The 25,485-nt window shown below is 34.0% G+C and carries 25 protein-coding genes; 18 read left to right on the forward strand and 7 right to left on the reverse strand.

All coding sequences use genetic code 11. From position 1 onward, the window contains the following. Positions 1-39 precede the first annotated feature (39 nt). Positions 40-402 carry a ribosome silencing factor gene (gene rsfS / locus KKQ76_RS09985; RefSeq protein ID WP_069800040.1) on the reverse strand — a complete coding sequence of 121 codons (363 nt, stop codon included), beginning with the start codon at positions 400-402 and terminating at the stop codon, positions 40-42. A gap of 79 nt (positions 403-481) precedes the next feature. Between rsfS and KKQ76_RS09990 the strand changes: the two genes are divergently transcribed. Further along, positions 482-1,192, forward strand: coding sequence for a biotin--[acetyl-CoA-carboxylase] ligase (locus tag KKQ76_RS09990; protein ID WP_213197011.1), 711 nt, complete (start codon positions 482-484; stop codon positions 1,190-1,192). Here the strand turns inward: KKQ76_RS09990 and KKQ76_RS09995 are convergent. From KKQ76_RS09995 to KKQ76_RS10010, 4 genes are read right to left on the reverse strand one after another with little or no spacing between them, the layout of a single operon-like run. After that, positions 1,186-2,283, reverse strand: coding sequence for an LptF/LptG family permease (locus KKQ76_RS09995; protein WP_104793151.1), 1,098 nt, complete (start codon positions 2,281-2,283; stop codon positions 1,186-1,188). The two genes, KKQ76_RS09990 and KKQ76_RS09995, sit on opposite strands and share 7 nt — an antisense overlap. A gap of 42 nt (positions 2,284-2,325) precedes the next feature. After that, positions 2,326-3,459 (reverse strand): tRNA guanosine(34) transglycosylase Tgt, encoded by a 1,134-nt coding sequence (gene tgt, locus KKQ76_RS10000; RefSeq protein ID WP_213197012.1) that lies wholly within the window; start codon positions 3,457-3,459, stop codon positions 2,326-2,328. Positions 3,460-3,484: 25 nt separating this feature from the next. After that, positions 3,485-3,856, reverse strand: coding sequence for a DUF4296 domain-containing protein (locus tag KKQ76_RS10005; RefSeq protein WP_213197013.1), 372 nt, complete (start codon positions 3,854-3,856; stop codon positions 3,485-3,487). After that, entirely contained in the window at positions 3,853-4,569 is a 717-nt protein-coding gene (locus KKQ76_RS10010; RefSeq protein ID WP_213197014.1) for a polyprenol monophosphomannose synthase, read from the reverse strand. The genes KKQ76_RS10005 and KKQ76_RS10010 overlap by 4 nt, the downstream gene beginning before the upstream one ends. A gap of 113 nt (positions 4,570-4,682) precedes the next feature. Here KKQ76_RS10010 and KKQ76_RS10015 point away from each other — a divergent pair, with 113 nt between their 5' ends. The 6 genes from KKQ76_RS10015 to KKQ76_RS10040 all read left to right on the forward strand — a co-directional run bounded on the left by KKQ76_RS10015 (position 4,683) and on the right by KKQ76_RS10040 (position 11,138). Continuing rightward, positions 4,683-5,327 carry a DUF4271 domain-containing protein gene (locus KKQ76_RS10015; RefSeq protein ID WP_213197015.1) on the forward strand — a complete coding sequence of 215 codons (645 nt, stop codon included), beginning with the start codon at positions 4,683-4,685 and terminating at the stop codon, positions 5,325-5,327. A 21-nt stretch (positions 5,328-5,348) separates the two neighbouring features. Further along, the gene (locus KKQ76_RS10020) at positions 5,349-6,092 is read left to right on the forward strand and encodes a uroporphyrinogen-III synthase (protein ID WP_213197016.1); all 744 of its coding nucleotides are present in this window, start codon (positions 5,349-5,351) and stop codon (positions 6,090-6,092) included. Between the two features lie 139 nt (positions 6,093-6,231). Continuing rightward, positions 6,232-8,277 (forward strand): S9 family peptidase, encoded by a 2,046-nt coding sequence (locus KKQ76_RS10025; RefSeq protein ID WP_213197516.1) that lies wholly within the window; start codon positions 6,232-6,234, stop codon positions 8,275-8,277. A gap of 115 nt (positions 8,278-8,392) precedes the next feature. Further along, positions 8,393-8,743, forward strand: a complete 351-nt coding sequence (locus KKQ76_RS10030) for a hypothetical protein (RefSeq protein WP_213190098.1) — start codon at positions 8,393-8,395, stop codon at positions 8,741-8,743. A 138-nt stretch (positions 8,744-8,881) separates the two neighbouring features. Beyond that, positions 8,882-10,426 (forward strand): sensor histidine kinase, encoded by a 1,545-nt coding sequence (locus KKQ76_RS10035; protein ID WP_213197017.1) that lies wholly within the window; start codon positions 8,882-8,884, stop codon positions 10,424-10,426. A 25-nt stretch (positions 10,427-10,451) separates the two neighbouring features. Next, the gene (locus tag KKQ76_RS10040) at positions 10,452-11,138 is read left to right on the forward strand and encodes a response regulator transcription factor (protein WP_069800018.1); all 687 of its coding nucleotides are present in this window, start codon (positions 10,452-10,454) and stop codon (positions 11,136-11,138) included. A gap of 52 nt (positions 11,139-11,190) precedes the next feature. Here KKQ76_RS10040 and KKQ76_RS10045 read toward each other — a convergent pair whose 3' ends face one another. Next, the gene (locus tag KKQ76_RS10045) at positions 11,191-11,706 is read right to left on the reverse strand and encodes an SPOR domain-containing protein (protein WP_213197018.1); all 516 of its coding nucleotides are present in this window, start codon (positions 11,704-11,706) and stop codon (positions 11,191-11,193) included. 180 nt (positions 11,707-11,886) lie between these two features. Here KKQ76_RS10045 and KKQ76_RS10050 point away from each other — a divergent pair, with 180 nt between their 5' ends. The 8 genes from KKQ76_RS10050 (at position 11,887) to KKQ76_RS10085 (ending at position 22,026) form a co-directional block, all read left to right on the forward strand. Beyond that, positions 11,887-13,230, forward strand: a complete 1,344-nt coding sequence (locus KKQ76_RS10050) for a c-type cytochrome (protein WP_213197019.1) — start codon at positions 11,887-11,889, stop codon at positions 13,228-13,230. A 22-nt stretch (positions 13,231-13,252) separates the two neighbouring features. Continuing rightward, positions 13,253-16,288: a TAT-variant-translocated molybdopterin oxidoreductase gene (locus KKQ76_RS10055; protein ID WP_213197020.1), complete on the forward strand. Its 3,036-nt coding sequence runs from the start codon at positions 13,253-13,255 to the stop codon at positions 16,286-16,288. A 20-nt stretch (positions 16,289-16,308) separates the two neighbouring features. Continuing rightward, positions 16,309-17,706 (forward strand): NrfD/PsrC family molybdoenzyme membrane anchor subunit, encoded by a 1,398-nt coding sequence (gene nrfD, locus KKQ76_RS10060; RefSeq protein WP_069800010.1) that lies wholly within the window; start codon positions 16,309-16,311, stop codon positions 17,704-17,706. Beyond that, complete coding sequence (locus KKQ76_RS10065) at positions 17,693-18,214, forward strand: DUF3341 domain-containing protein (protein ID WP_213197021.1); 522 nt, start codon at positions 17,693-17,695, stop codon at positions 18,212-18,214. Before nrfD ends, KKQ76_RS10065 begins: the two co-directional genes overlap by 14 nt. After that, a complete protein-coding gene (locus KKQ76_RS10070; RefSeq protein ID WP_213197022.1) occupies positions 18,207-18,899 on the forward strand; it encodes a c-type cytochrome in 693 nt (230 codons plus the stop codon). The genes KKQ76_RS10065 and KKQ76_RS10070 overlap by 8 nt, the downstream gene beginning before the upstream one ends. Before the next feature lie 15 nt (positions 18,900-18,914). After that, entirely contained in the window at positions 18,915-20,249 is a 1,335-nt protein-coding gene (locus KKQ76_RS10075; protein ID WP_213197023.1) for a quinol:cytochrome C oxidoreductase, read from the forward strand. Positions 20,250-20,324: 75 nt separating this feature from the next. Continuing rightward, positions 20,325-21,473, forward strand: a complete 1,149-nt coding sequence (locus KKQ76_RS10080) for a DUF6694 family lipoprotein (RefSeq protein WP_213197024.1) — start codon at positions 20,325-20,327, stop codon at positions 21,471-21,473. Positions 21,474-21,489: 16 nt separating this feature from the next. Beyond that, positions 21,490-22,026: an adenine phosphoribosyltransferase gene (locus KKQ76_RS10085; RefSeq protein ID WP_213197025.1), complete on the forward strand. Its 537-nt coding sequence runs from the start codon at positions 21,490-21,492 to the stop codon at positions 22,024-22,026. A 10-nt stretch (positions 22,027-22,036) separates the two neighbouring features. On the opposite strand, the gene KKQ76_RS10090 is transcribed toward KKQ76_RS10085, so the two are convergent. Further along, positions 22,037-23,071: a DUF389 domain-containing protein gene (locus tag KKQ76_RS10090; protein WP_213197026.1), complete on the reverse strand. Its 1,035-nt coding sequence runs from the start codon at positions 23,069-23,071 to the stop codon at positions 22,037-22,039. Positions 23,072-23,146: 75 nt separating this feature from the next. Between KKQ76_RS10090 and KKQ76_RS10095 the strand changes: the two genes are divergently transcribed. From KKQ76_RS10095 to ribH, 3 genes are all read left to right on the forward strand, one after another. Further along, a complete protein-coding gene (locus KKQ76_RS10095) occupies positions 23,147-24,160 on the forward strand; it encodes a potassium channel family protein (protein WP_213197027.1) in 1,014 nt (337 codons plus the stop codon). Positions 24,161-24,259: 99 nt separating this feature from the next. Continuing rightward, positions 24,260-24,970 (forward strand): YfgM family protein, encoded by a 711-nt coding sequence (locus KKQ76_RS10100; protein ID WP_069799990.1) that lies wholly within the window; start codon positions 24,260-24,262, stop codon positions 24,968-24,970. Positions 24,971-24,979: 9 nt separating this feature from the next. Next, on the forward strand, positions 24,980-25,468 hold the full coding sequence (gene ribH, locus KKQ76_RS10105; protein ID WP_213197028.1) for a 6,7-dimethyl-8-ribityllumazine synthase: 489 nt from the start codon (positions 24,980-24,982) through the stop codon (positions 25,466-25,468). The last annotated feature ends 17 nt before the right edge of the window (positions 25,469-25,485 follow it).

Consider the following 25,485-nt stretch of genomic DNA (forward strand, 5'->3'; position numbering starts at 1 on the left):
TTCAGAAAATTTCATCAGGATATTATTTTTAGGTTAATATTAATTTTCTACGGTGATTACTTTGGCATCTCCCCAAAGTTCTTCTATATCGTAATATTCTCTGATATGTTTTTGGAAAACGTGAACGACAACTGAAATATAATCTACTAAAACCCACATTGCGTTTTCGCTTCCTTCTACATGCCAAGGTCTGTCTTGAAGCTCGTTACGTACTTTTTTTTCTACATTTCCTGCGATAGAAGATACTTGTGTATTAGAATTACCACTACAAATCACGAAATAATCTGCCACAGAATTTTCTATTTTAGTAAGGTCTAGTATTTTAATGTCTTCACCTTTTGTGTCTTGTATTGCATCAACAATTTTAGCGATTAATGCTTCTTTTTCTGTATTTTTACTCATTCAAAAATATATGTTTAATTGCAAATTTATTGTTTTTTATTCAGTTTTTGGTGATTAAGGTTACTTAAAGTTTTGTTAAATGAACAGTCTAATTTACTTCAATAATTGTGCTTCTACGCAAGATGAGCTTATAGATTTTCTCAATCAGCATTATCTTTCTGAAGATTTTTTAGCGGTTTATACCTTTAACCAAACCAAAGGAAGAGGACAGTACGGAAATTCTTGGGAAAACTTACCCGAGGAAAACCTCGCCTATTCATTTGCTCTAAAAACCAAAAACTCAAATGTTTCTGATACTTGCTTCAATTTCTATACCGCAATTCTTGTGAGAGATTTTATTGCCAATTTGACAAAAACCGAGGTGAAAATCAAATGGCCTAATGATTTGATTCTCAAAAACAAAAAAATCTGTGGAATGCTTTTCGAGAAGAATAAAAATTATTTCGTGGTGGGAATTGGCATTAATATTCTTCAAGAAAATTTTAAAAATCTACCAAAAGCAGGTTCTGTTCTACGCCAAACCGGACTGTCTTTTGAGCTGAAAGCCTTTACAGAAAGCCTTCATCAATATTTATTTGAACATTTGGTTCAAAAAGAAATTCCCAATAATATTTTAGAATTGTATCATCTACATCTTTATCGCAAAAATGAAGTTTCTGTTTTTGAAAAAAATGAGGTGCGACAAAATGGCATAATTAAAAACGTAGACGAAAATGGTTATATTTGGATTGACCTAGAAAATGAAGGTTTAAAAAAATTCTTCCACAAAGAAATAGAATTGCTCTATTGATTCGCTCTCTTCATGTAAAGGTAAAATGCCAAGGCTCCGAAAACAATATTCGGTAGCCACATCGCCAAAAGTGGCGGAATAGAATTATTACCAGATGCTACAATTTTGAGCACTTCAAATGAGAATACAAAAACGAATGCCAAAGAAATTCCGATGGCTAAATTCATTCCCAAACCTCCTCTTTTTTTCTGCGAAGAAAGCGAAAGCGCTAAAAAGGTTAGAATAATAATAGAAACTGGCATCGCAGTTCGCTGATGTAGTTCATTGAGATAAGCATTGATATTGCTATTTCCTTTTTCCTTCTCTCTTTCGATGAAATTAATCAAATCTGGAGTGGTTTTATTTTGACCCAATAATTCATTCGGGAATAATTCTTCTGGTGTATGTTTAAAATCTTGTGTTTTGGTATCACCATTCGTCAAGATTTCATGGTCATTTTTATCAATTCTTTTTTCTAAATAATTACTGATAACGAAGTTTTTCTTTTTCTCGTCCCAGTAAATTTCCATAGCATTGATTTGATAAAGCAGTTTTTTATTTTTATCAAATTTCTGATACAGGTAGCCAGAACCTCGGTTCATTTGGCGGTTATAACTATTGATAAAAATATATTCCTGAGGATTCAATTGAGTAGAAATCTGTGCATTTGCCGTAAATTTTTCACGGTTCGTGGTGTTCATGGTGTAGATTTCTAATTTATTTTTCTTGATATTAGACCAAGGCAAAATAAAATGGTTCACTGCAAGAATTGCTGTGGCGATAATGAGCGCAGCAATAAGATACGGTTTCGCAAAACGGTGAAAACTCGCACCACTACTGATGTAGGCTACAATTTCTGTATTGTTTGCTATTCTAGAGGTAAAATAAATTACCGAAATGAAAACCAAGATTGAAAAGAATGTAATGAGATAATACACCATCAAAAATGGATAGAAATTTATCAAAAAATAGCCTACTGTAAAACCATTACTCTCAATTCTGGGAGATTTTGCTTGTACATCTATTACCACAATGATCACAGAAAGCAACACCAGCATAAATGCAAGAGTTCCTAAGTATTTTTTAAGGATGTATCTATCTAAAATTTTCATTGAATTCTAAAATCGTCCAATTATAAAACTACGAAATTGTTTTTATAGTCTTTGCCTCAACTGTGGAATGATTTGTTCTTTCCACTCGTAGAAGTCTCCAGCAATAATGTGCTCTCTAGCAACTTTTACCAAATCTAAATAAAACGCCAAATTATGAATAGAAGCAATTTGTTTTGCTAAATATTCTTTGGCTACAAATAAGTGACGAACATATGCTTTAGAATAATCTCTATCTACATAACTCGTCCCGAATTCATCTAATGGAGAAAAATCTTTTTCCCATTTTTTATTTTTCATGTTCATTACACCTTGCCAAGTGAAAAGCATCGCATTTCTCGCATTTCTGGTAGGCATTACACAATCCATCATATCAATTCCCAGACCAATGCTTTCGATGATGTTCCAAGGTGTACCAACTCCCATTAAATATCTTGGTTTATCTTTTGGCAAAATATCGGTTACTTCATCTGTAATTCTGTACATTTCCTCTTCTGGTTCACCAACCGAAAGTCCACCAATCGCATTTCCATCAGCTCCAGCTTCAGAAATTACTTCTGCTGAAATTTTTCTTAAATCAGAATACGTAGAACCTTGAACAATTGGGAAAAGGTGCTGTTTATGACCGTAAATTTCTTGATTTTCATTGGTCCAATCAATACATCTTTTTAACCAACGATGCGTAAGTTCCATTGAAAGTTTTGCTTGATTGTATTCGCAAGGATAAGGCGTACATTCATCAAAAGCCATGAAAATATCTGCTCCAATCTGACGCTGAATTTCCATAGATTTTTCTGGAGAAATGAAATGGTAACTCCCATCAATGTGCGACTTGAATTTCACTCCTTCTTCAGTCATTTTTCTGCTAGAAGAAAGTGAAAAAACCTGATAACCACCTGAATCGGTAAGAATGGGTTTTTCCCAATTCATAAATTGATGCAAACCTCCTGCTTCTTGCATGATTTCCATGCCTGGTCTTAAATATAAATGATAGGTATTCCCAAGTATAATTTGTGCTTTTATGTCTTCACTTAGTTCATGCTGATGAACGGTTTTTACAGAAGCTACTGTTCCTACTGGCATAAAAATAGGAGTAAGAATTTCGCCGTGGTCTGTAGTTATTTTTCCGGCTCTTGCTTTACCGGAAGTGTTTTTTTCAACTTCAAAAAATTTCTGCATTATTGTATAAAAGTAAGTTTGTACTTTATCTTAAAAATTCTGGGAGATTAGGATTCTCCTTTTTCTTTTTTTCTATGTAATCTTCTAATTTTGGGTCTTTGTCTAAGATAATTTCTTTAGCTTCTGCAAAGATGTCATCCATTTCCTCTGGATTAGAAATATAATATTTATAGCTGTCTCGGTAAGTTTTAGCATCTATTTTATGTTTTTTCAAAACAAATCTGCTTACCAATTCCATATTGGCATCTGGTTTTACCGTATACGTTTGGTCATAAATAGCAAAATCTGCTATTATTTCTGCCATTTCTTGTTTTTCGATAAGATTTTTGGGCTTATCAACAATTTTTTCGCAGGAAAACAGTGAAAATAGTATAAAAAAAACGAGGAGTCTTCTCATATTTTACCGAAGATAGATTTTAATTTCAAATTAATTACTCCAAAAATGGCTTCTTTTATAATTCCGCCACTCATTTTACTTTCTCCTTCTGTTCTATCTGTGAAAATAATAGGAACTTCGTTTATTTTAAAACCTTTTCTGTAGGCTCTGTATTTCATCTCTACTTGGAAACCATACCCTGTCATTTTCACTTGATCTAGTCCGATATTTTCTAAAACTTTTCTAGAAAAACATACAAAACCAGCAGTGGTATCAAAAATAGGAATTCCTAAAACGAATCTCACATATTTAGAAGCGAAATAAGATAGTAAAACCCTAGACATAGGCCAGTTTACCACATTTACACCTTTACAATATCTAGACCCGATGCTCATATCGCCTTTTTGTGCGGCATCAAATAATTTTGGCAAATCATTAGGATTGTGCGAAAAATCTGCATCCATCTCGAAGATGTAGTCATAACCATTTTCTAGTGCCCATTTAAAACCATGAATATAAGCTTTGCCTAATCCGTCTTTTACTTTTCTTATGGTAAGATGTAGCAAATGCGGAAATTCATGCTGCATTTTTTTTACGATTTCTGCGGTTCCATCTGGTGATGAATCATCTACAATCAAAACATGAAAATCTTGTTCTAAAACAAAAACCGCTTTAATAATGTTTTCTATATTTTCTTTTTCGTTGTAGGTTGGGATAATGACTAATTTTTTCATAGAGATAAGAAAATGCAAAGATAATGTTTTTAAGGTTTTAAATAATTATTTAATATAGCCTTATATCAAAATGTATTCCTTAAAATTCTTACTTTTGCAAAAAATCTAATAAATTGATAAGAGTTGTAGAACATCATGACTGGGTCATTTACTGTATTATAGGCATTATTCTGTCTTATATTATCATATTTAAAACCCTGCACAGAGATGTAACCTTGATAGAATTTATTTTACAACCTTATGAAGAATCAAACAATAACACTTTAAGTTGGGTTCTCACTACTATACTTTTTTCGGTAAGTTTTTCGGTGTTATTTTCGCAATTCATTCCGATTGTCCCGAAATTTATTACCCAAAATTTAGTTGTAGCAGGCATTACTTTTAACAAGTTTGGTTTTGTTCTCTTTTCACTGCTTCTTTTTCAACTTATTAAAAACATCTTCGTCTATTTATTCTACGGAAGCATCAATCAATTAGAGCGATTCGGCAGGTATTCTTTTGTGGCGCAGAAATATTTTATGGTGTATTCGTTGGTGATTTTGGTCATAAGTTTCCTCCATTATTACCTGCATTTCAAAACTTCTAATGCCTTTTTTTACTATAGCAGCTTGATTTTCATAGCATTTACCATCAAAATATTAATCTATCTGTTTCATCCTCAGCAAATTTTGCCTAGACAATGGTATTATAAATTTTTGTATATTTGCACACTCCAAATTCTACCAATATTGGTGCTTTGGAAATTTTGGTTTTTATAAATCGTTTTATTAAGTTTAAGAATGAAAATAAAATCTATTTTGGTTTCTCAGCCTGCTCCACAAGGTGATTCTTCACCATATTTAGAGATGGCTAAAAGTGAAAAAATTAAAATTGATTTCAGACCTTTCATCCATGTTGAAGGTGTAGATGCTAAGGAATTAAGAACTCAAAAAATTGACCTTTCTCACTATACAGGTATTATTTTTACTAGTAAAAATGCCATAGATCACTATTTCAGATTAGCAGAAGAAATGCGTTTCTCTGTTCCTGACAATATGAGATATATTTGCCAATCAGAAGCGATTGCGAATTATCTTCAGAAACACATTATTTACAGAAAAAGAAAAATTTCTTTTGGTGAAAAATCAATGGCAGATTTATTGCCACTTTTCAAAAAACACCATGACGAGAAATACCTTCTTCCATGTTCTGATGTAGTGACAGAAGAAACAACTAAAATCTTAGACCAATCAGGAATTGACTGGACTAAAGCAGTAATGTACAGAACGGTAGCTAGCGATTTATCTGATGTGAAAATCGAAGAATATGACATGCTTGTGTTTTTCTCTCACCAAGGAATCAAATCTCTTTTCCATAATTTCCCAAATTTTGAACAAGGAGATAGAAAAATTGCAGTTTTCGGGGTAACTACCCAAAACGCAGCAGAAGAAGCTGGTTTAAAAATAGATGTAATGGCTCCTACTAAAGAAAACCCTTCTATGACGATGGCAATAGAAAAATACATCAGAGCCAATAACAAATAAAATTCTACATTATAGATATTATCAAAATCATCAAAATATTTTTGGTGATTTTTTTCTTTTTTAGAAAACCTATATTTGCAAAAATTTAAAATTTAGAGAAATAAAATTACTTATTGCTCCACTCAAATTGAACTTAATGATGAACGCTCCCAAAGCAAAAAAAATAGATAAATCACTAGAAATTCACGGTCACCAAAGAAACGACCCGTTTTTCTGGCTCAATGAAAGAGAAAATCCCGAAGTTTTACAATATTTAGAAGAAGAAAACGCTTATTGCGACTTCGTGATGAAAGATACCGAAGATTTGCAAGAACAACTTTTCCAAGAAATGAAAGCTCGTTACAAAGAAGATGACGAGAGCTTACCTTATTTTTTCAATGAATATTGGTATGTGGTAAAATTTCAGAAAGGAAAAGAATATCCACTGTTCTACAGACATTTTAAAAGCTTGGAAAACGAAGCAGAACTCATGCTAGATGTAAACGAAATGGCCGATGGAAAAGATTTTTACGATGTAGGAAGTTTCTCTGTTTCGGTGAATAATCAGTTGGCTGCATTTTCGGAAGACATTGTAGGAAGAAGAATCTATACCATTTTGCTCAAAAATTTAGAAACGGGAGAATTTCTAAACGACAAAATAGAAAACACCACTGGTAAAACAGTTTGGGCAGCAGATAATGAACATTTCTTCTACATCAGAAAAGACGAAACGTTACGCGCTTTCCAAATTTACAGACATAAAATTGGCACTTCTCAGGAAGAAGACGTTCTCATTTTCCACGAAGAAGATGAAACTTTTGACGTAAGTGTCTATAAATCAAAATCTTTAGAATATATTTTTATTGCGAGTTCTTCTACCATTTCAGATGAACATTGGTTTATTCCGTCAAATAATGTTTTTGCAGAATGGCAAGTCATCCAAAAACGTGAAGACGATTTAGAATACGCGGTAGAACATTATCAAAATGATTTTTACATCATCACCAATGAAGGCGATGCTACCAATTTCAAAATTATGAAAACTTCGGTGGATAAACCTTCTAAAGAACATTGGAAAGAAGTAATTCCGCATAAAAAGGAAACTTTACTGGAAGGTTTTGAAATTTTCAAAGATTATTTCGTGATTGAAGAAAGAACTGAAGGTTTACTTCAACTGAAAATTATAGACAATTCTACAGGAAAATCTCATTATTTGCCTTTTGACGAACCTACCTACACAGCTTATGTTGGGCTGAATTTAGATTTTGACACAGAAGTTTTGCGTTATGGTTACACTTCGCTTACCACGCCAAGTTCTACCTACGAATATAATATGAAAACGGGTGAAACCAAACTCTTGAAACAACAGGAAGTTTTAGGCGGAACTTTTGATTCAAAAAATTATATTTCTGAAAGAATTTGGGCAAATTCCAGAGACGGAAAAGTGAAAATCCCGATTTCTTTGGTCTATCATAAAGACACTCCAAAATCTGCCGAAACTCCGCTTTTATTATATGGTTACGGAAGTTACGGACACACGATTGATGCCAGTTTTTCGAATGTAAGATTGTCAATTTTAGACCGAGGCTTTATTTATGCGATTGCTCACGTTCGTGGTGGTGAATATTTAGGAAGAGAATGGTATGACAACGGAAAAATGCTGAAAAAGAAAAATACTTTTTTTGATTTTATTGACGCTGCGAAATTCCTCATTTCAGAAAATTACACTTCTCCGAAACATCTTTATGCGATGGGCGGTTCTGCTGGTGGACTTTTGATGGGAGCGGTTATGAATTACGAACCTGAAATTTTCAACGGAATTGTGGCGCAAGTTCCTTTTGTAGATGTGGTCACTACCATGTTAGATGAAACAATTCCTTTGACAACTGGAGAATTTGATGAATGGGGCAATCCAAAAAAGAAAAAATATTACGATTACATGCTTTCTTATTCTCCTTATGATAATATAGAAGCAAAAAATTACCCAAATGCATTAATCACCACTGGTTTTCACGACAGCCAAGTGCAATATTGGGAACCTGCAAAATGGGTTGCAAAATTGCGTGATTTAAAAACAGATAATAATATTCTCATCTTCAAGACCGATATGAAATCTGGTCACGGTGGCGCTTCTGGAAGATTTGAAAGTTTGAAGGAAGACGCTCTAGAATATGCATTTTTATTAAAATTAGAAAACAAAAAATAACGCTGTCATTCTGAATGAATGAGGAACGAATGAAATGAAGAATCTTATTTATTAAAATCAAAAGATTCTTCACTCCGTAAACTCCGTTCAGAATGACAAGTTTTAATGATTAATCATGAACGAAACAGAACTTTGGATAAAAATAGAAAAATTTTTCGTTGAAAATTTTCAAACGGAGAAAAATCCGCCTATTGAAACACTTTTGTTTTTGATAGGAATCCAAGAATTAGGCAGTGGGAAACAAAAATATTCTAAAGATGACAAGGTGAATCTTATTCACATTGCGGTTTGCAGATTGCTAGAACCTTTCGGGTTTTATGAATTTGAAGATTATGATGATGACGGTTGGCCAATGTACAAACAACTAGAAGAACTCCCAGAACTGAAACCGAATGAGCAACAACTGCTCATGAAAAAAGCCATTATTCAATATTTTATAGACGAAGACTTGTTAGAAATTTCTTAAAAAATTTCTACAATAGGGAAATTAATTCACAATAATTTGTTAAAATTCTCGTTTTTAAGAAAAATCATATAAAAATACTGTGATTTTTTTGTTTAATTTGTGTTAAATTTCTAATTTTAACAAAATTTTTAGGCGAAAATGAATAATAAATTTATCCCAATAATCTCCGTATTTATGACGATTTCACTTGTTGTTTTCGTGTCATTGCAATTTTATTGGCTTAAAGAATATTACAGCGCACTAGAGCAAGATTTTTCTAATAAAGTATATACTGCGCTAGAAAATTCAAGTAAGAAAATTGAAGAATTAGAGATTCAGAAATACAACGAAAAGTTTAAAAATTTCGACAAAACTTTAGCCAATAACGCTAAAAGTCCTACTCTTTTCCAAATCCAACAAACGCAGGATTCTGCAAACAAAACCACGCTTATTTTCAATAAAACCATTATTGAAAAACAAAATATTCCGATTTCTAAAAAGGGAGACAGCATTACCAAAATAAAACTTTACAAAGACGAAGGTTTATACAGCTTTAAAAAAAACGAAAGTACTCCTCAGATTATTTCTTCGGTTCAGAGTCAAGACATCAGCAGCGGACAATTTACCTTGACAGAGTTTGCGAAATTTAATGCTTCTAACTTACCTATCAACCAAAGAGTTAATCCAAAAATGCTGGATTCCGTTCTCGCTAAAGAACTGAAAAACAATGGAATAAACTCTAAATTTGGTTATGGAATTTTGGACAAAAACAATAAATTAACTCAGATTTCTAATAACACTTATTTAGATCAGCGAGACAAAACCAATTATAATTTTCCACTTTTTACAGACGATAAAGACCGAACGCTTTTTACGCTTTCGCTCGTTTTTCCAAGAAAAGATGCGTCTTTGGCAATGAACAATTTGCCTATGTTATTAGGAACTTTCATGTCCTTATTAACCATTTTGGGAATCTACATCATCTCGATTAATTACATGATGAAACAGAAAAAAATCTCTGAAGTAAAAACTGATTTCATCAATAACATGTCTCATGAATTCAAAACACCATTAGCTACCATTTCCGTAGCGACAGATGCTTTGGCTAATGATAAAATCTCTACCAATCCAGAAAAGGTAAAATATTATTCTCAACTCATCAAGCAAGAAAACTTGAGAATGAAAAAACAGGTAGAAAACGTTCTCAACATGTCTAAATTAGAGCGAAACGAGGTGAAACTCTTCTTAAAAGAGACCAATGTAAGAGAACTCATTAAGCAAATTTCTCAATCATTCAGACTTATTGTAGAAGAAAGGGGCGGAACATTAACCGAAGAATTCAAAGCGGAACATTACCATGTAAAAGTAGATGAATTTCACCTTTCTAACGCACTGGTCAACTTACTGGACAACGCTAATAAATATTCGCCAGAAACCCCAGAAATTAGAATTACTACCAGAAACGAACCTGGATTTTATGTCATTGCGATTTCTGATAAAGGAATGGGAATGGAACAACATAACAGAACCAAAATTTTCGAAAAATTCTTCAGAGAAGAAACTGGGAATATTCACAATGTAAAAGGACAAGGTTTAGGATTGTCTTACGTGAAGAAAATTGTAGAACTACATAACGGTCAAGTGATTGTAGAATCAGAAAAAGATAAAGGCAGCACATTTACCATAAAACTGCCGATGAAATAACAACAAATAAAAAACACCAAATATTATGAGTAACAGAATCTTATTAGTAGAAGACGACCAAAGTTTCGGAGCGGTACTTAAAGATTATTTAAGCATTAACAACTTTGATGTAACCCTTGCTATTGACGGAGAATTAGGGCTAAAAGAATTCACAGAAAAGGAATTTGACATCTGTATTTTTGATGTCATGATGCCTAAAAAAGACGGCTTTTCACTAGCTGAAGACGTGAGAAAAATAGACAAGAATACTCCCATTATATTTTTAACAGCAAGAAACCAGCGTGAAGACGTTTTAAAAGGCTATCAAATTGGTGCAGATGATTACATCACAAAGCCATTTGACACCGAATTACTTTTATACAAAATCAAAGCTATTTTACAAAGAAGTGCAGTAGTAGAAGACGAAGAGCAAGAGCAATTTAAAATTTCTAACATGTTTTTCGATTCAGTTTTAAGACAATTGCGAGTAGGTGATAATGAATACAAACTTTCGCCAAAAGAAAACGAATTGCTAAAACTTCTTTGTCTACACAGAAATGATTTCATGCCAAGAGATTTAGCATTAAGAAAAATCTGGAAAAAAGAAAATTATTTCACGGCAAGAAGTATGGACGTGTACATTGCTAAACTCAGAAAGCTCCTAAAAGATGATGAAGGATTAGAAATCATTAACGTGCATGGAGAAGGGTTCAGACTTTTAGTAAAAAATTAAATAAAAAAAATCCACCAAAATTTGGTGGATTTTTTATGCTAATGTGTGAAAATTATTTCGCTTCTACACAAAAAACTCTGTATTGTACGGCAATTGCAGCAGGAAAATAACTTCTAATTCTTGTTAAATCGCCACTTGCAGATTGCTTACTGAAATAGCTTCCCACCAAAACCTTATAATTTGGTCTTAATGAAGCATCAGTTTCTGCTTTCATATTTGGGAATTTCGTACGGAAATAAGATTTCACTTTGTTGGCTTCTTCATTACTTTTTACAACCGCCACCTGAATTTTGTAACCTAAAATTCTAGGATTATCTCTACAGATTTCAGCATTTGTTTTAGGTTTCGTCGAAATTTCTACTTTCGGAGTTTCATTTTTGTTCGCTTCTTCCTCTTTAATCTTATCACATTTCCCTTCTAAATCCGTTAAAAGTTCATTTACTCTGCTATCCATAGAAACTTTCAACTCTGTTCCATTATGTGTTTCTTTTTTCTCAACTACCTGAGCATTAGAGATATTAAAACTTAAAAAAGCTAATAATGATAGTATTTTTATTACGTTTTTCATTAAAATTATTTTTGACAAAGTTAATACAAATAAAAATTATACCAATCTTTCTTATTTAGAACAATTATAAATTAAAAAAATTTGATAAAATACACACAAACCTTCTGTTAATATTGTGTTAAAGTATTATTTTTGCGGAATTGAATGTAAACTCAATAGTATTAACCCAAGATTATTTAAATGATTAGTTGGAGAAAGCATTACAAGAGAGTGTTGTTAGCATGTAGTTTGCTCTTAACAACCAGTGCTTCTATTTACGCTCAAGATCTTAAAGGTGACGCTAAGAAAGGAGAAACCCTTTTTAAGACCAATTGTTCTGCGTGTCATGCGCTAGATAAACAAATGGTAGGCCCAGCTTTAGGAGGCGTAGTAGACAGATTAAAAACGGAACAAAATTTAGGTGTAGATTGGTTCCAAAAATGGATTAGAGATAACAAAGCACTTAGAGCTTCTGGCGATAAGTATGCGAATGAAGTCTTCGAAAAATTCAACAAAGTAGAGATGACTGCGTATCCAAATCTTACAGATCAGGATATTGCAGACCTTCTAGAATACACCACTAATCCGCCAAAAGCAGAGCCTGCTGCAGCAGAAACTGATGTGAATTCACCAGAAGCCATCAAAGCTGCTCAAGATGAAAAAAATAATTCATCTGCTCTATTAATTTCTTTAGCCGCAGTTGGAGGATTACTTCTTTGGTTACTTTTCAGATTAACCCAACTCGTAAATTTACACAGAAAATCTGGAGAAATTTCTGCTCTAGACGCTACAAGAATCAACTCAATTGGCGAATTCTACGAGAAGTACAATACGCTAGGTAAAGCATTAATGGGATTATTAGCCCTATTTGCACTTTACGGAATTTGGAATTGGTTAATGTGGGTAGGTGTATACAAAGGTTATCAACCAGAGCAACCTATTTACTTCTCTCACAAAATTCACGCTGGTGAGAATAAAATCGATTGTCAATTATGTCACTCAAGTGCTAAGTATGGTAAAGTATCAGAAATCCCTTCTGTAAACGTTTGTATGAATTGCCACAAAGGTATTTCAGAATACAAAGGAAAATACATAGAAGAAGGAAAATCTAGAGAATTCTATACTGCAGAGATTAAGAAAATCTACGAAGCTGCTGGGTGGGATGAAGGTTCACAGTCTTACACTGGAAAAACTAAACCAATCGAGTGGGTGAGAATTCACAATATGCCAGATTTCGTATACTTCAATCACGCACAACACGTGGTAGCAGGTGAACAAACCATCATCAAAGCTAAAAAAGTAGACGTAGTATGTAAAGCTTGTCACGGTCAAGTTCAAGAAATGGACAAAGTACAAATGGCAAATAGCTTCACAATGGGATGGTGTATTGATTGTCACAGAACTACAGAAGTAGACATGACAAACGGTTATAACAAAGAATACTACCAAAAACTTCACGACAAGTTGAAAAAACAATACGGTGGAGAAACTAAAATGACCGTAGATGCTATTGGTGGTTTAGAGTGTGGTAAATGTCATTATTAATAACAGAAAATTAGAAGTATAAATGGCTTCAAATAAAATACAATTCAGAAGTATTCACGAACTTAAAGACCAATCGCTTAATGCGAAATTGGCTCAAAAAGAATTTCAAAACGAAATTCCTGTAGATGAGTTCTTGGGTGATGCAGAAAAAATGAACAATTCTGGGACTTCTAGAAGGGATTTCTTAAAATTATTAGGCTTCTCTACAGCTGCAGTTACTCTTGCAGCGTGTGAAGCTCCAGTAATCAAAACAATTCCTTACGTGGTAAAACCACACAGTATTATTCCAGGAATTCCTAATTATTATGCATCTACCTATTTTGACGGGTTTGACTTTGCTAGTGTTTTAGTAAAAACTAGAGAAGGTAGACCAATTAAAATTGAACCGAATAAAACTGCAAACGATCTAGGTAAAACAAATGCTAGAGCTCAAGCAAGTGTATTGTCATTATATGATAATGATAAAATTAAGCAACCAAAACTAGACGGTAAAGACGAAACTTTCGACAAAGTAGATTCTGTAGTTCTAGAAGCACTAACTAAAGCTCAAGCTGAAAACAAGAAAATTGTAGTTCTTTCTCATTCATATCCTTCTCCTACATTCAAGAAATTATTCGGAGAGTTTAAAACCAAATATCCTAATGCAGAATTAGTAACTTACGATGCTTATACGTATGCTGCTGCATTAGACGCTGCTCAAGAAGTTTTCGGTAATAGAGCATTACCAGTTTACGACTTATCAGCAACTGAATTAGTGGTTTCTTTCCAAGCAGATTTCTTAGGAGATTATAACGCAAACAGCTTAGAAACATCATACGCAGCTGCTAGAAAGCCAGGAGCTAACATGCTTAGACATATTCAAGTAGAATCTAACATGTCTCTTACTGGTGCTAATGCTGATACCAGAATTAAACAAAAACCTTCTGCTGTAAATAAAACATTAGTAGAAGTTTATAACGCAATCGTAGGAGGCGGTACTTCTGATAAAGTAGCTTCTGAAATTGCTAAAGAATTACAAGCTAAAGGAAACAAAGCGGTAGTTTTTGCAGACGGTTCTAAAGCTTCTTATGTTTTAGCACACTTAATCAATCAAAAATTAGGTTCTGTAGCTTTCACAGGAAAAGCTAACCTATTAAAAGAATATGACAACGCAAGATTTAACGAGTTTTTAACTTGGGTAAATGCTGGTCAAGTTGGTGTTTTAGTTGCTAACAACGTAAACCCAATCTATTCTCACGCAAAAGGTGCAGAATTCAAAAAATCATTAAGCAAAGTAGGAATTGTAGTTGCTGTAGCTGATAAGAAAAATGAAATTGCTCAAGCAGCGAAAGTAGTCATTCCAGCAGCGCATTGGTTAGAGTCATGGGGTGATATTGCTCCTCAAACTGGCTCTTATTCATTAATGCAACCTACTATCCAAAAAATATTCAAATCTAGACAAATTGAAGAATCACTTCTTGTTTGGATAAACGGAAAAGGATTTACTCCTAACTATTATGAATATTTAAAAGCTAATGCTGCAACAATTCTTAATGGAACTTCATTTAACCAAGCTCTTTACAATGGTTTTAATGCAGGAAACATTACAGGAACTCTATCTTACACAGGTGGAGATGCTGCAAAAGCGGTTTCAGAATTACAAGGTTTCAAAGCTTCTAAATTAGAACTTGTACTTTATACCACTACTGCAATGGGAGACGGTACTCAAGCCAATAACCCTTGGTTACAAGAGTTACCAGATCCAATTACGAGAATGGCTTGGGATAACTACCTTACTATTTCTCCAGCAGACGCTAAAGAATATGGTATCGAAAATGAATTAAATGCGAGAATGCAGTTAGATGGTACTGTGGTAAATCTTACTGTAAATGGTGTGAAATTAGAAAACGTTCCTGTTTTCATTCAGCCAGGTCAAGCAGAAGGTTCATTAGGTCTTGCTTTAGGTTATGGTAAAAAAGACTCAGGTAAAGTAGCTGAAACAGGTGTAAACGCTTATCCTCTATTTGATGGGTATAACACTGTAGTATCTAATGTTTCTATTGAAAAATCAGGAGCAGATGATCACGAATTTGCAGGAGTACAGCTTCAAAATACATTAATGGGTCGTTACGAAATCGCTAAAGAAGTAACATTAGATACTTACTTAAACGAAGACGTAAATAAGTGGAATAAGCCATTAACAATGGAAACATTACAAGGAACATTACCTATGGGTAAAGTAGACCTTTGGGATGCTTTCGATGATACTGATGGCCCTCACTTTAATCTTTCTGTAGATCTTAACTCATGTATCGGTTGTGGAGCTTGTATCATTGCTTGTCAAGCAGAAAACAACGTACCTGTAGTAGGTAAAGAAGAGGTAAGAATGTCTAGAGATATGGCTTGGCTAAGAATCGATAGATATTACTCTGCTAAAGAAAAAATTGAAGTAAAAGAAGGTTTAGACAAGGGATTAAACGTTCCTAACCTTTATGATATATTAATTGAACCAAACGAAAGTCCTGATGTGATTTTCCAACCAGTAATGTGTCAGCACTGTAATCACGCACCTTGTGAAACAGTTTGTCCTGTTGCTGCAACTTCTCACGGTAAGCAAGGTCAAAACCAAATGGCTTACAACAGATGTATCGGTACAAGATATTGTGCAAACAACTGTCCTTACAAAGTAAGAAGATTCAATTGGTTTACTTATAACTTGAATGATAAGTTTGACTTCAACATGAATAACGATTTAGGAAGAATGGTTCTAAATCCAGATGTTGTAGTAAGAACTAGAGGGGTAATGGAAAAATGTTCTATGTGTATCCAAATGACTCAAGCTACAATTCTAGAAGCTAAAAAAGAAGGCAGAAGAATTGAAGATGGAGAACTTAAAACAGCTTGTTCACAAGCTTGTTCTACAGGAGCACTTAAATTTGGTGATATGAATGACAAATCATCAGAAGTAAGAGCATTATTCAATGACAAGAGAAAATATGTATTGTTAGAAGAAGTGGGTACTAAACCAAACGTATTCTACCATACAAAAGTGAGAAACAGAAAAGAAAAAAACGTTTAAATAATATAAATAGGTAAAAAATGTCAGGACATTACGAAGCCCCTATTAGGGAACCGCTAATTATTGGTCACAAGACTTATCACGATATCACCGAAGATATTGCAAGACCTATCGAAGAAAGAGCCGGAAAACTCTGGTGGATTTCTTTTTGGGCAGCTCTAGTTCTATTTGTATACGGTTTTGGATGTATTGCTTACACCATTGGTACCGGTATCGGAGCTTGGGGACTAAACAAAACCATTAACTGGGGTTGGGATATTACTAACTTCGTTTGGTGGGTAGGTATTGGTCACGCAGGAACCTTAATCTCTGCAGTATTGTTATTATTTAGACAAAGATGGAGAATGTCTGTAAACCGTTCTGCAGAAGCGATGACGATTTTTGCAGTTGTACAGGCAGCAATCTTCCCAGTAATTCACATGGGTAGAGTTTGGGTAGGATATTGGGTATTCCCTTTACCAAACCAATTTGGTTCTCTTTGGACTAACTTTAACTCTCCACTACTTTGGGACGTATTTGCAATCTCTACTTACTTCTCTGTATCTACCGTATTCTGGTTCATGGGACTTATCCCAGACTTTGCAATGATTAGAGATAGAGCAAAAACGCCTTGGACTAAAAAGATTTATACATTCCTAGCATTCGGTTGGGGTGGTAAAGCAAAACACTGGCAAAGATTCGAAGAGTTATCTCTTGTATTAGCTGGTTTAGCAACACCACTTGTATTCTCAGTACACACCACGGTATCATTTGACTTCGCAACTTCAGTAATCAAAGGATGGCACTCTACAATCTATCCTCCTTACTTCGTAGCAGGTGCGATTTTCTCAGGATTTGCAATGGTACAAACCCTTCTATTAGTTGCTAGAAAAGTAGCACACTTAGAAGATTATATTACTATGTATCATATCGAAATCATGAACATCGTAATCATCGTAACAGGTGGTATGGTAACAGTAGCTTATGCTGTAGAATACTTCATCGGTTGGTACTCAGGAAGTAGATATGAAGACTTTACATATTTATCTCCAGGTGCTGCTACTGGTCCTTACTGGTGGGCATTCTGGGCACTAATTATCTGTAACTTAGTTGTTCCTGCTTCTTTCTGGTTCAAAAAATTAAGAACAAATATTATTTGGACTTTCTTCGTAGCATTAATCATCAACATCGGTATGTGGTTTGAAAGATTTGACATCATTGTTATCAACCTTTCTAGAGACTATTTACCAGGTTCTTGGACGATGTTTAAGCCAACGATTATAGACGTAGGAGTTTATTTAGGAACAATTGGTTTCTTCGGAGTATTATTCCTATTATACGCTAGAACATTCCCTGTAATTGCACAGGCTGAATTGAAGACTATTTTGAAAATTTCAGGTGAAACTTATAAAGCAAAAGAAGGAGATGAGCACCACTAAAAGAATATATGGACTTTATGGCGATGACGACGATTTAATGAACGGCGTTAAAGCTTTCAGAGATAAAGGTATTGAAATTACCGAAGTGTATACTCCATTCCCAGTTCACGGACTAGATAAAGCTTTAGGTCTTAAGAAAACTAGAATTTCAGACGCAGCTTTTATCTATGCAGTTTATGGTGTTACCATTGGTGCTTTAGCAACTTGGTACATGATGAATCATGACTGGCCACAAAACATAGGTGGTAAACCAGCTTTCTCGTGGGCTCATAACATGCCTGCTTTTGTAGTTCCAATGTTTGAATTAATGGTATTCTGTGCTGCACACATGATGTCTCTTACTTTCTTAGTAAGAAATAAAATGTATCCTGGAGCTGCTCCTCAGAATCCAGATCCTAGAACTACGGATGATAAGTTTATGATGGAGTTTGTATCTGACGATGTAGAAACCATTAAACAGATGCTGATTGAAACAGGTGTAGAAGAAATAACTGTAAAAGATGCGTAATATGAAAAATATTTTAAAAATAACAACCATCTTGGGAATCTCAGTTATCGCGCTGAATTCTTGTGGACCAAAAGATAATCCGCCATTAGTTTTTTTCCCGGATATGTATTTCCCTATTGCTTATGATCCAATGATTAAAACTGCTAGTAAAGCAGATGGGCATTATGTAAGCAAAGAAAACGAAATCCCGGCTTTTGTAAATAACTACGGTTCTACTCTACTTTCTCCTGTAGAAGGTACGGTTCCTCAAGACAAGGAAGGAATTTTACCAGAAGATAAAACTCCTAAAAATGTAGAAGAATATACTGCATTTTATGAAGAGTCAAAAAGTGTTACTGTTTCTCCTCTAGATCCTAAAAATAAAGAAAAGGACTTAGCAAGAGGTAAAAAATTATACGAAATGACTTGCGCAGCTTGTCACGGTGTAGCTGGTGATGGACAAGGTCCAATTGTACAAAGTGGTGCATATTCTGGTGTTCCAGCTTTCAAAGACAGACAGATTACAGTAGGAACTACTCATTATGTAATTGTAAACGGAAGAAACTTAATGGGATCTTACGCTGGTCAATTAGCTCCTGCTGATAGATGGAGAGTAGCAATGTATGTAATGAGCGCTTTCAAAGCTGATGCTGTAGCTCCTGTAGCCGCTGTTGATGCAACTACAACTCAAACCAATACTAAATAATAAAAACAGAAAAAAATGTATAGTTTTTCACCAAAATTAAAATTGTATTCTATTATACTGATAGTTGTTGGATTGGTACTATTCGGTATTGGCTACATGTTAAATCATGGGTTAAATGAGTCTGCAATTCAGACAATGATGGATAATGTACACCATGGTACAGAACATCATACCCCAATGAACTCTTCAGAATTAGTAGGACCTCAAGATAATGCTGCACACTTAGAACATGCAACGCATCAGATTCATAATACGCCGTTCTCGGCTTTACTAACTGCTGCTATGTTATTCTTCGGAATCTCTGCTTGTGCTTTATTCTTTTTATCAATTCAGCATGCAGCTCACGCTGGTTGGTCTGTAATTGTAACAAGAGTGATGGAAGCGGTATCTTCATTCATTCCAGTAGGTGGGATTATTTTATTAATCTTAACTTTCCTAAACGTAGGTGGGATTGCTCACTTATATCACTGGATGGATAAAGACTTAATCGATCCTAATTCTCCAAACTTTGATGTCATCCTTTACGAAAAATCTAAATTTTTAAATATTCCTTTCTATGTAGTGAGAATCCTTATTTATGTAATTGGTTCTTGGTTCTTCGTTTGGAAAATTAAAAAAGTTTCTAAGAGATTAGACGAAACTAAAGATAGAAAAGATTACAAAGCATTATACAACTGGAGCGTAGGTTACATAGCATTCTTCGGATTTGCTTCTGCAGCTTGGGCTTGGGATTTCTTAATGTCTATTGACCCTCACTGGTATTCTACTCTTTATATTTGGTATTCTATGGTATCTACTTTATCTAGTGCTGTTGCAGTAATCATTATTGTTGCAGTTTACTTAAAGAAAAAAGGAGTTTTACCACAGTTTAATGATAATCACTTACATGATTTAGCTAAATTCTTATTTGCTACTTCAATGTTATGGACTTATTTATTCTTTGACCAATTCATGCTTTACTGGTACGCAAACATCCCAGAAGAAGTAAGATATTTCTTCGATAGATTTGCTTACTACAAGTACACATTCTTACCAATGCTTATCATCAACTTCTTAATACCACTATTGGTGTTAGTAAGTTCTAGCATCAAGAGAAATTACAAAGTAGTAACTACAATGGCTGTTCTAGTAATTCTAGGTCACTGGTTAGATTTCTTCAACATGGTAATGCCAGGAACAGTAGGACCTTTCTGGAATAATGCATACACATTCTTATTAGTAGTTGGTGCATTCTTATTCATGGTAGGTTTATTCGTTTTAGTAGTAATGTCTGCATTATCTAAACTTAAATTGATTCCTGAAGGAAATCCTCTAGTAAAAGAGTCTAAGATTTTTGAATATCCTTTCTAATTTCAGAAAGAAACATCATATAAATCCCAACTTATTGTTGGGATTTTTTTATTTTTGTATATAAATATTCATTTTATGAAACGTTTCCTTTTTCTAAGCATATTTTCATTGCTTTTTTTAATCGGTTGTAAAAAAGATGCAGTAGATGCAAGCAGTACAAAAGCCTTCCAAGAAAGTATCAATGACATGTCTTCTTCGCTTCCCACTATTAAACAAATTAAGTTTAATGAAGCTCTTTATATTCTAAAAACCTTTGGCGTAGATGCAGAAGGTGATATCGAAGAACTAAAAGCTCTTGGCAAACTTCTTGAAGGGAAAAAAGTGCCAGAAATTTTTGCAATGGCAGACAAAGTAGCACAAGAAAACGGAATCAACTGGGCAAGTACAGCTCCTCCTTCATTAGGTGAAATGAATATCTTCCAAAATATCATGCCGTCTGAAACAGATGTAAATGATATTGCCGCAAATTCTTTGCAAATTACAACCAGTGAAGTCTCTGTAGATAGTGTTTTAGGACCAAAAGCATTACAAATCGTTCCAAGATTATTAGATGCTGCAGGAAATAAAGTAGATTTCGAGAATGCAGCCTTAGAAACCACTTTAGAAGTTTCTAGTCAAGGAGTAAAACTTTTGACATCTAAAAATTTGATGCAAAACAATCAATTCAAAGGATTTTATATGAGATTTTCTTCTCTTCCTCAAGAGAAAGTAGTGGATAATAAAATTGACATAAAAGTTACTGTAAAAACGTCAAAGAAAACCATTCAAATGACCAAAATGGGTGTAGATGTAAATCCTAACGCTCTTTTGATGCCTCAAAGCTCAGAAAATCCAGAAAATCTTGAAGGAACTCCAGAAGAAAATGCTACGGGAACAGATTCTCCAAAAGTAATTGGCGATCCTAAAAATACCGTTGTGAATTTCTTAAGCAACTTAAACAGTCAGAACTTAAAAGCAGCTTACAGTCAGTCAGAAAACCCGAATTGGGGTTCTTATGAAACATTTGCCAATCCTACGTCTGGTTTTGGAACCGTAAAAAGTGTAGATGTAAACAATGTTTCTACTAAAGCAAATGCCAATAACACTGCAAGTGTAAATGCAACTTATACTGTAACAGATAAATCTGGAAACGCAACTTCGCTTGACGTTTCTTATGGATTAAAAGCTACAGAAACAGGCTGGAAAATCACCAGCTATAAAATCAATTCTTCTCAAAAAAAATAAATTAAAATCCCATAAAATGGCAACGCAAGATTTAATCGCTAGATTAGAAAGCACAATTCAGAATATTCCAGATTTCCCAATCGAAGGAATACAATTCAAAGACATTACGCCCATTTTCTTAAATCCTAAATTATACGAAGACGTAATTGCAGATTTAGTAGAATTCAGCAAAGGAAAAGTAGACGTAGTGTGCGGAATAGAAAGCAGAGGCTATCTCTTCGGAATTGCAATTGCTGTTGCCCTAGAAGTTCCATTTATTTTAATTAGAAAAAAAGGGAAACTTCCTCCTCCATTTATTTCAGAAAAATACGATTTAGAATACGGAACTGCCGAAATAGAAATGCGCACGAACCAAATTCAACCAAACCAAAGAGTATTAATTCACGATGATTTATTAGCAACAGGTGGCACAACTGAAGCTGCTGCTAAATTGGTTGAAAAACAAGGCGCAAAAGTGACACAGTTCAGTTTTTTAATTGGTCTTAAAGATTTACACGGCGAAGATAAACTGAAACAGTTTGACGCTGAAGTGTACAGTATTCTGAACTATTAATTTTTAGATTTTATTTCTTCTCCAACTCCTTTTTCAGCTCATTAATCTGTTGTTGAAGATAATTTATTTCTGTAGCCTTAGAATTCGGCGCATAATGCCATCTCAATTTAATTTCTTTATTGAGCAAATCAGCTGCATCTAATTTCTGAGAATCTATAAAATTTTGATCATTGAGAATGGTAATGTCTAGAAATTTTTCACCATTTTCTTCTTCCGCTTTATAATTTACAATAGCCAATTCAGGGTTTTGTTTTTGAATGGTATCAATATATTCTTCGGCATCTGATTTCAATTTTTCGGCATTCCACTTTTTCTGAGTCAATAAAATACTTGGAAACAGCACCAATAAAGAGATAATGGTAATGATTAGAATATCTTTTTTATTTCTTTTTTCCACTTTTTCGAGATAATATTTTTGATATCCCAAAACAATGCTCAAAATCCAAGTTCCCACTCCTATGAAAAAACAATTAATGAGATAATAATACATCCCGCCAAAGAAAAAATCCCAATTCAAATTTGCAATTCCATAACCAGCCGTACAAAGCGGAGGAATACAAGCCGTGGCTACTGCAACTCCTGCAATTACTTTGATGGCTTCCTTTCTAATGATTCCTAAAAACCATGCAAAACCACCAAAAAGCGCTAACAAACAATCGAAAATAGTAGCTTCTTTAAATGCTGCTAATTGTGACGTCTCTTGATGAAATGGTGATATTAAAAAATAAATAGTAGAAGCTACCAAACCGGTAACAATCATTATCACCCAGTTATAAAGACTAAGTTTTACCAAATTTTTATTGTGAATAGACAAACCAAAAGAAAGTCCTACCACTGGTCCCATTAATGGAGATATAAGCATCGCACCAATTACTGCAGCAGGAGAATTGATATTAAGACCAATACTTGCAATCGCCATAGACAAAACAAGTAACCACAAGTTATGCCCACGGAAATAAACACCTTCTTCTATTTCTGCAAAAGTAAAACGCTCTTCTTCTTCTCTTGGTAATGCTAATGTTCTTTTAAGTTTATGATAAGGCATATCAAATGATTTTTTTCAAAAGTAAGCAATTTCTACACTATTTTTTTTGTAAATTTATACAAGAATTCATTTACAATGAATAGATTTTCCGCATTATATAAAAGAATTTTAATTTTAGTGGTCTCCATACTCATTTTTGTATTATTGGGAGCATTAGCACTCATGTATTCTGAGAAAATGAGATTACTGGACGCGGTTTGGTACAGTATTATGACACTTACTACCGTAGGTTTTGGAGTGCCCGACAATTTCTCAGATTTAGGAAAAATCATCACTATTTTTTTAATGCTTTTCGGTGTGGGAGCTGTGCTCTATGGTTTAACAGCGCTTTCATTAGAATTTTTTAACGGAAATTTCGCCAAAGAATACAAACAAAATCTCATCAAACGCAATATGAAAAATTTAGAAAATCACATCATCATTTGTGGTTTCGGGAGAAATGGCAGACAAGCCGCCAGAAAACTTATTCTCCACAAAAAACCTTTTGTTATTATAGACAAAAAACCGCTAGAAAATAGAGATGATGAGTTCCGCAACACTATTTTTATCCACGGAAATGCGGTAGAAGATGAAATATTGATCAAAGCTGGAGTAGAAAAGGCAAATGGAATCATCGCTAGTTTACCATCTGATGCAGATAATCTTTTTATTGTAATCAGTTCTAAAGAATTAAATCCAAAAATTAAAGTCATCAGTAGAGCATCTAACAGCAGTACCATCAAAAAACTGAAAACAGCAGGTGCCGAAAATGTAATTATGCCTGATAAAATTGGCGGCGAACACATGGCTTCTCTTCTTATTACCCCAGATTTGGTAGAATTTATTGATAATATTGTGTTGGAAGGCACCAAAAAAATTAACGTTTTAGAAATTTATACGGATAAACTTTCCAAAGAATTTATCGGCAAAAAATTAGAAGAACTTAAAATTTTCCCAAAAACAGGATGTAAAATTGTAGGCTACAAAGACGTTCACGGCGAATACATCATTAATCCTGACGAAAGTAAACTCATAGAACCGAATAGTTGTATTTTCATTCTTGGACAACCTCATCAGATTGAAAACCTACAAAACATGTATCCTCAATAAGACAAATATTTCTCATAAAAACCCTAACTGAAAACCACTGAAAATAAATATTGTATATCACAATAGAAACTATTATTTTTGCATTTCAATTTCAAAATTATGACAGACAAGCATAAAAGCAAAAAAGAGCTAGAGAACGAAGGAAAAGAAACGGTAGAAATTTTTCAAGATTTAGACCAAACCGCGCTCAAAACAGAGATGTTCATTGAAAAATACGCTAAACAAATCGGGATTATTTTCGGTGCTGTAGTATTAGCGGTTTTAGGATACTTTGCTTATCAGCAATTCATCGCAAATCCTAAAAACGAAGAAGCTACACTGAGCTATCTGGCTGCTCAAAAAAACCTTTCTGAAGGGAAAGATGATATCGCACTAGGTGGAAAATCTGCTGCAAATCCAGGATTCAAAGGTACTTATGAGCAATTTCCTGGTACTGATGCTGGTAAACTTTCTGCTTACAATGCAGGTTTATTAAAATTCAAAGAAGGTAAATACCAAGAAGCTTACGATTTATTAGACAAGTTTTCTTCTGATAATAAAATCTTAATGGCTCTAAAATATGGAGCAATGGGAGATGCTCAAGCAAATCTTAACAAAAATGAAGATGCACTTTCTCTTTTAGACAAAGCCGCTTCTGCTTCTGATGATGCTTACACTTCTTATTACTTTACAAGAAAAGCTGGTTTACTAGCACTTGCAATGAAGAAAAACGCTGAAGCTAAAAAATACTTCGAAACCATCGAAGAAAAATATGCAGACTATGACGGCGGTACTTCTGATGCTTATATAGAAATGGTAAAAAACTTTTAAAAATATAAAATGGCAACTGTAAATCTTTCGGATTACAAACCATTACAAATCTCAAATGCTGATTCTTTTAGAATCGGCATTGTTGTTTCAGATTGGAATGATTTTGTAACCTATAACCTTCGCGATGCAGCGATACAAATTCTAGAAAAAGAAGGCATAAAAAAAGAAAATATAGAAATTTTTTCTGTTCCTGGTGCATTTGAGTTAAGCTACGCTTGCATGCAATTGTGTGCCGCAGAAAACCATGATGCAGTAATTGCCATCGGAAATGTAATTAGAGGAGAAACTCCACATTTTGATTACGTTTGCAGCGCTGTAGCTCAAGGAATTAAAGATTGTAATGTAATGACAGATGTTCCGGCTATTTTCTGTGTTTTGACAGATGATAATAAGGAACAATCTTTAGCAAGAAGTGGCGGAAACCTTGGAAACAAAGGCGTAGAAGCGGCGGTTACTGCTCTTAGAATGGTTGAATTCAGAAGAAATTTGAATAAATAGTCAAATTCTACACCCAA

Source organism: Cloacibacterium caeni (assembly GCF_907163105.1).
Lineage (GTDB): Bacteria > Bacteroidota > Bacteroidia > Flavobacteriales > Weeksellaceae > Cloacibacterium > Cloacibacterium caeni_A.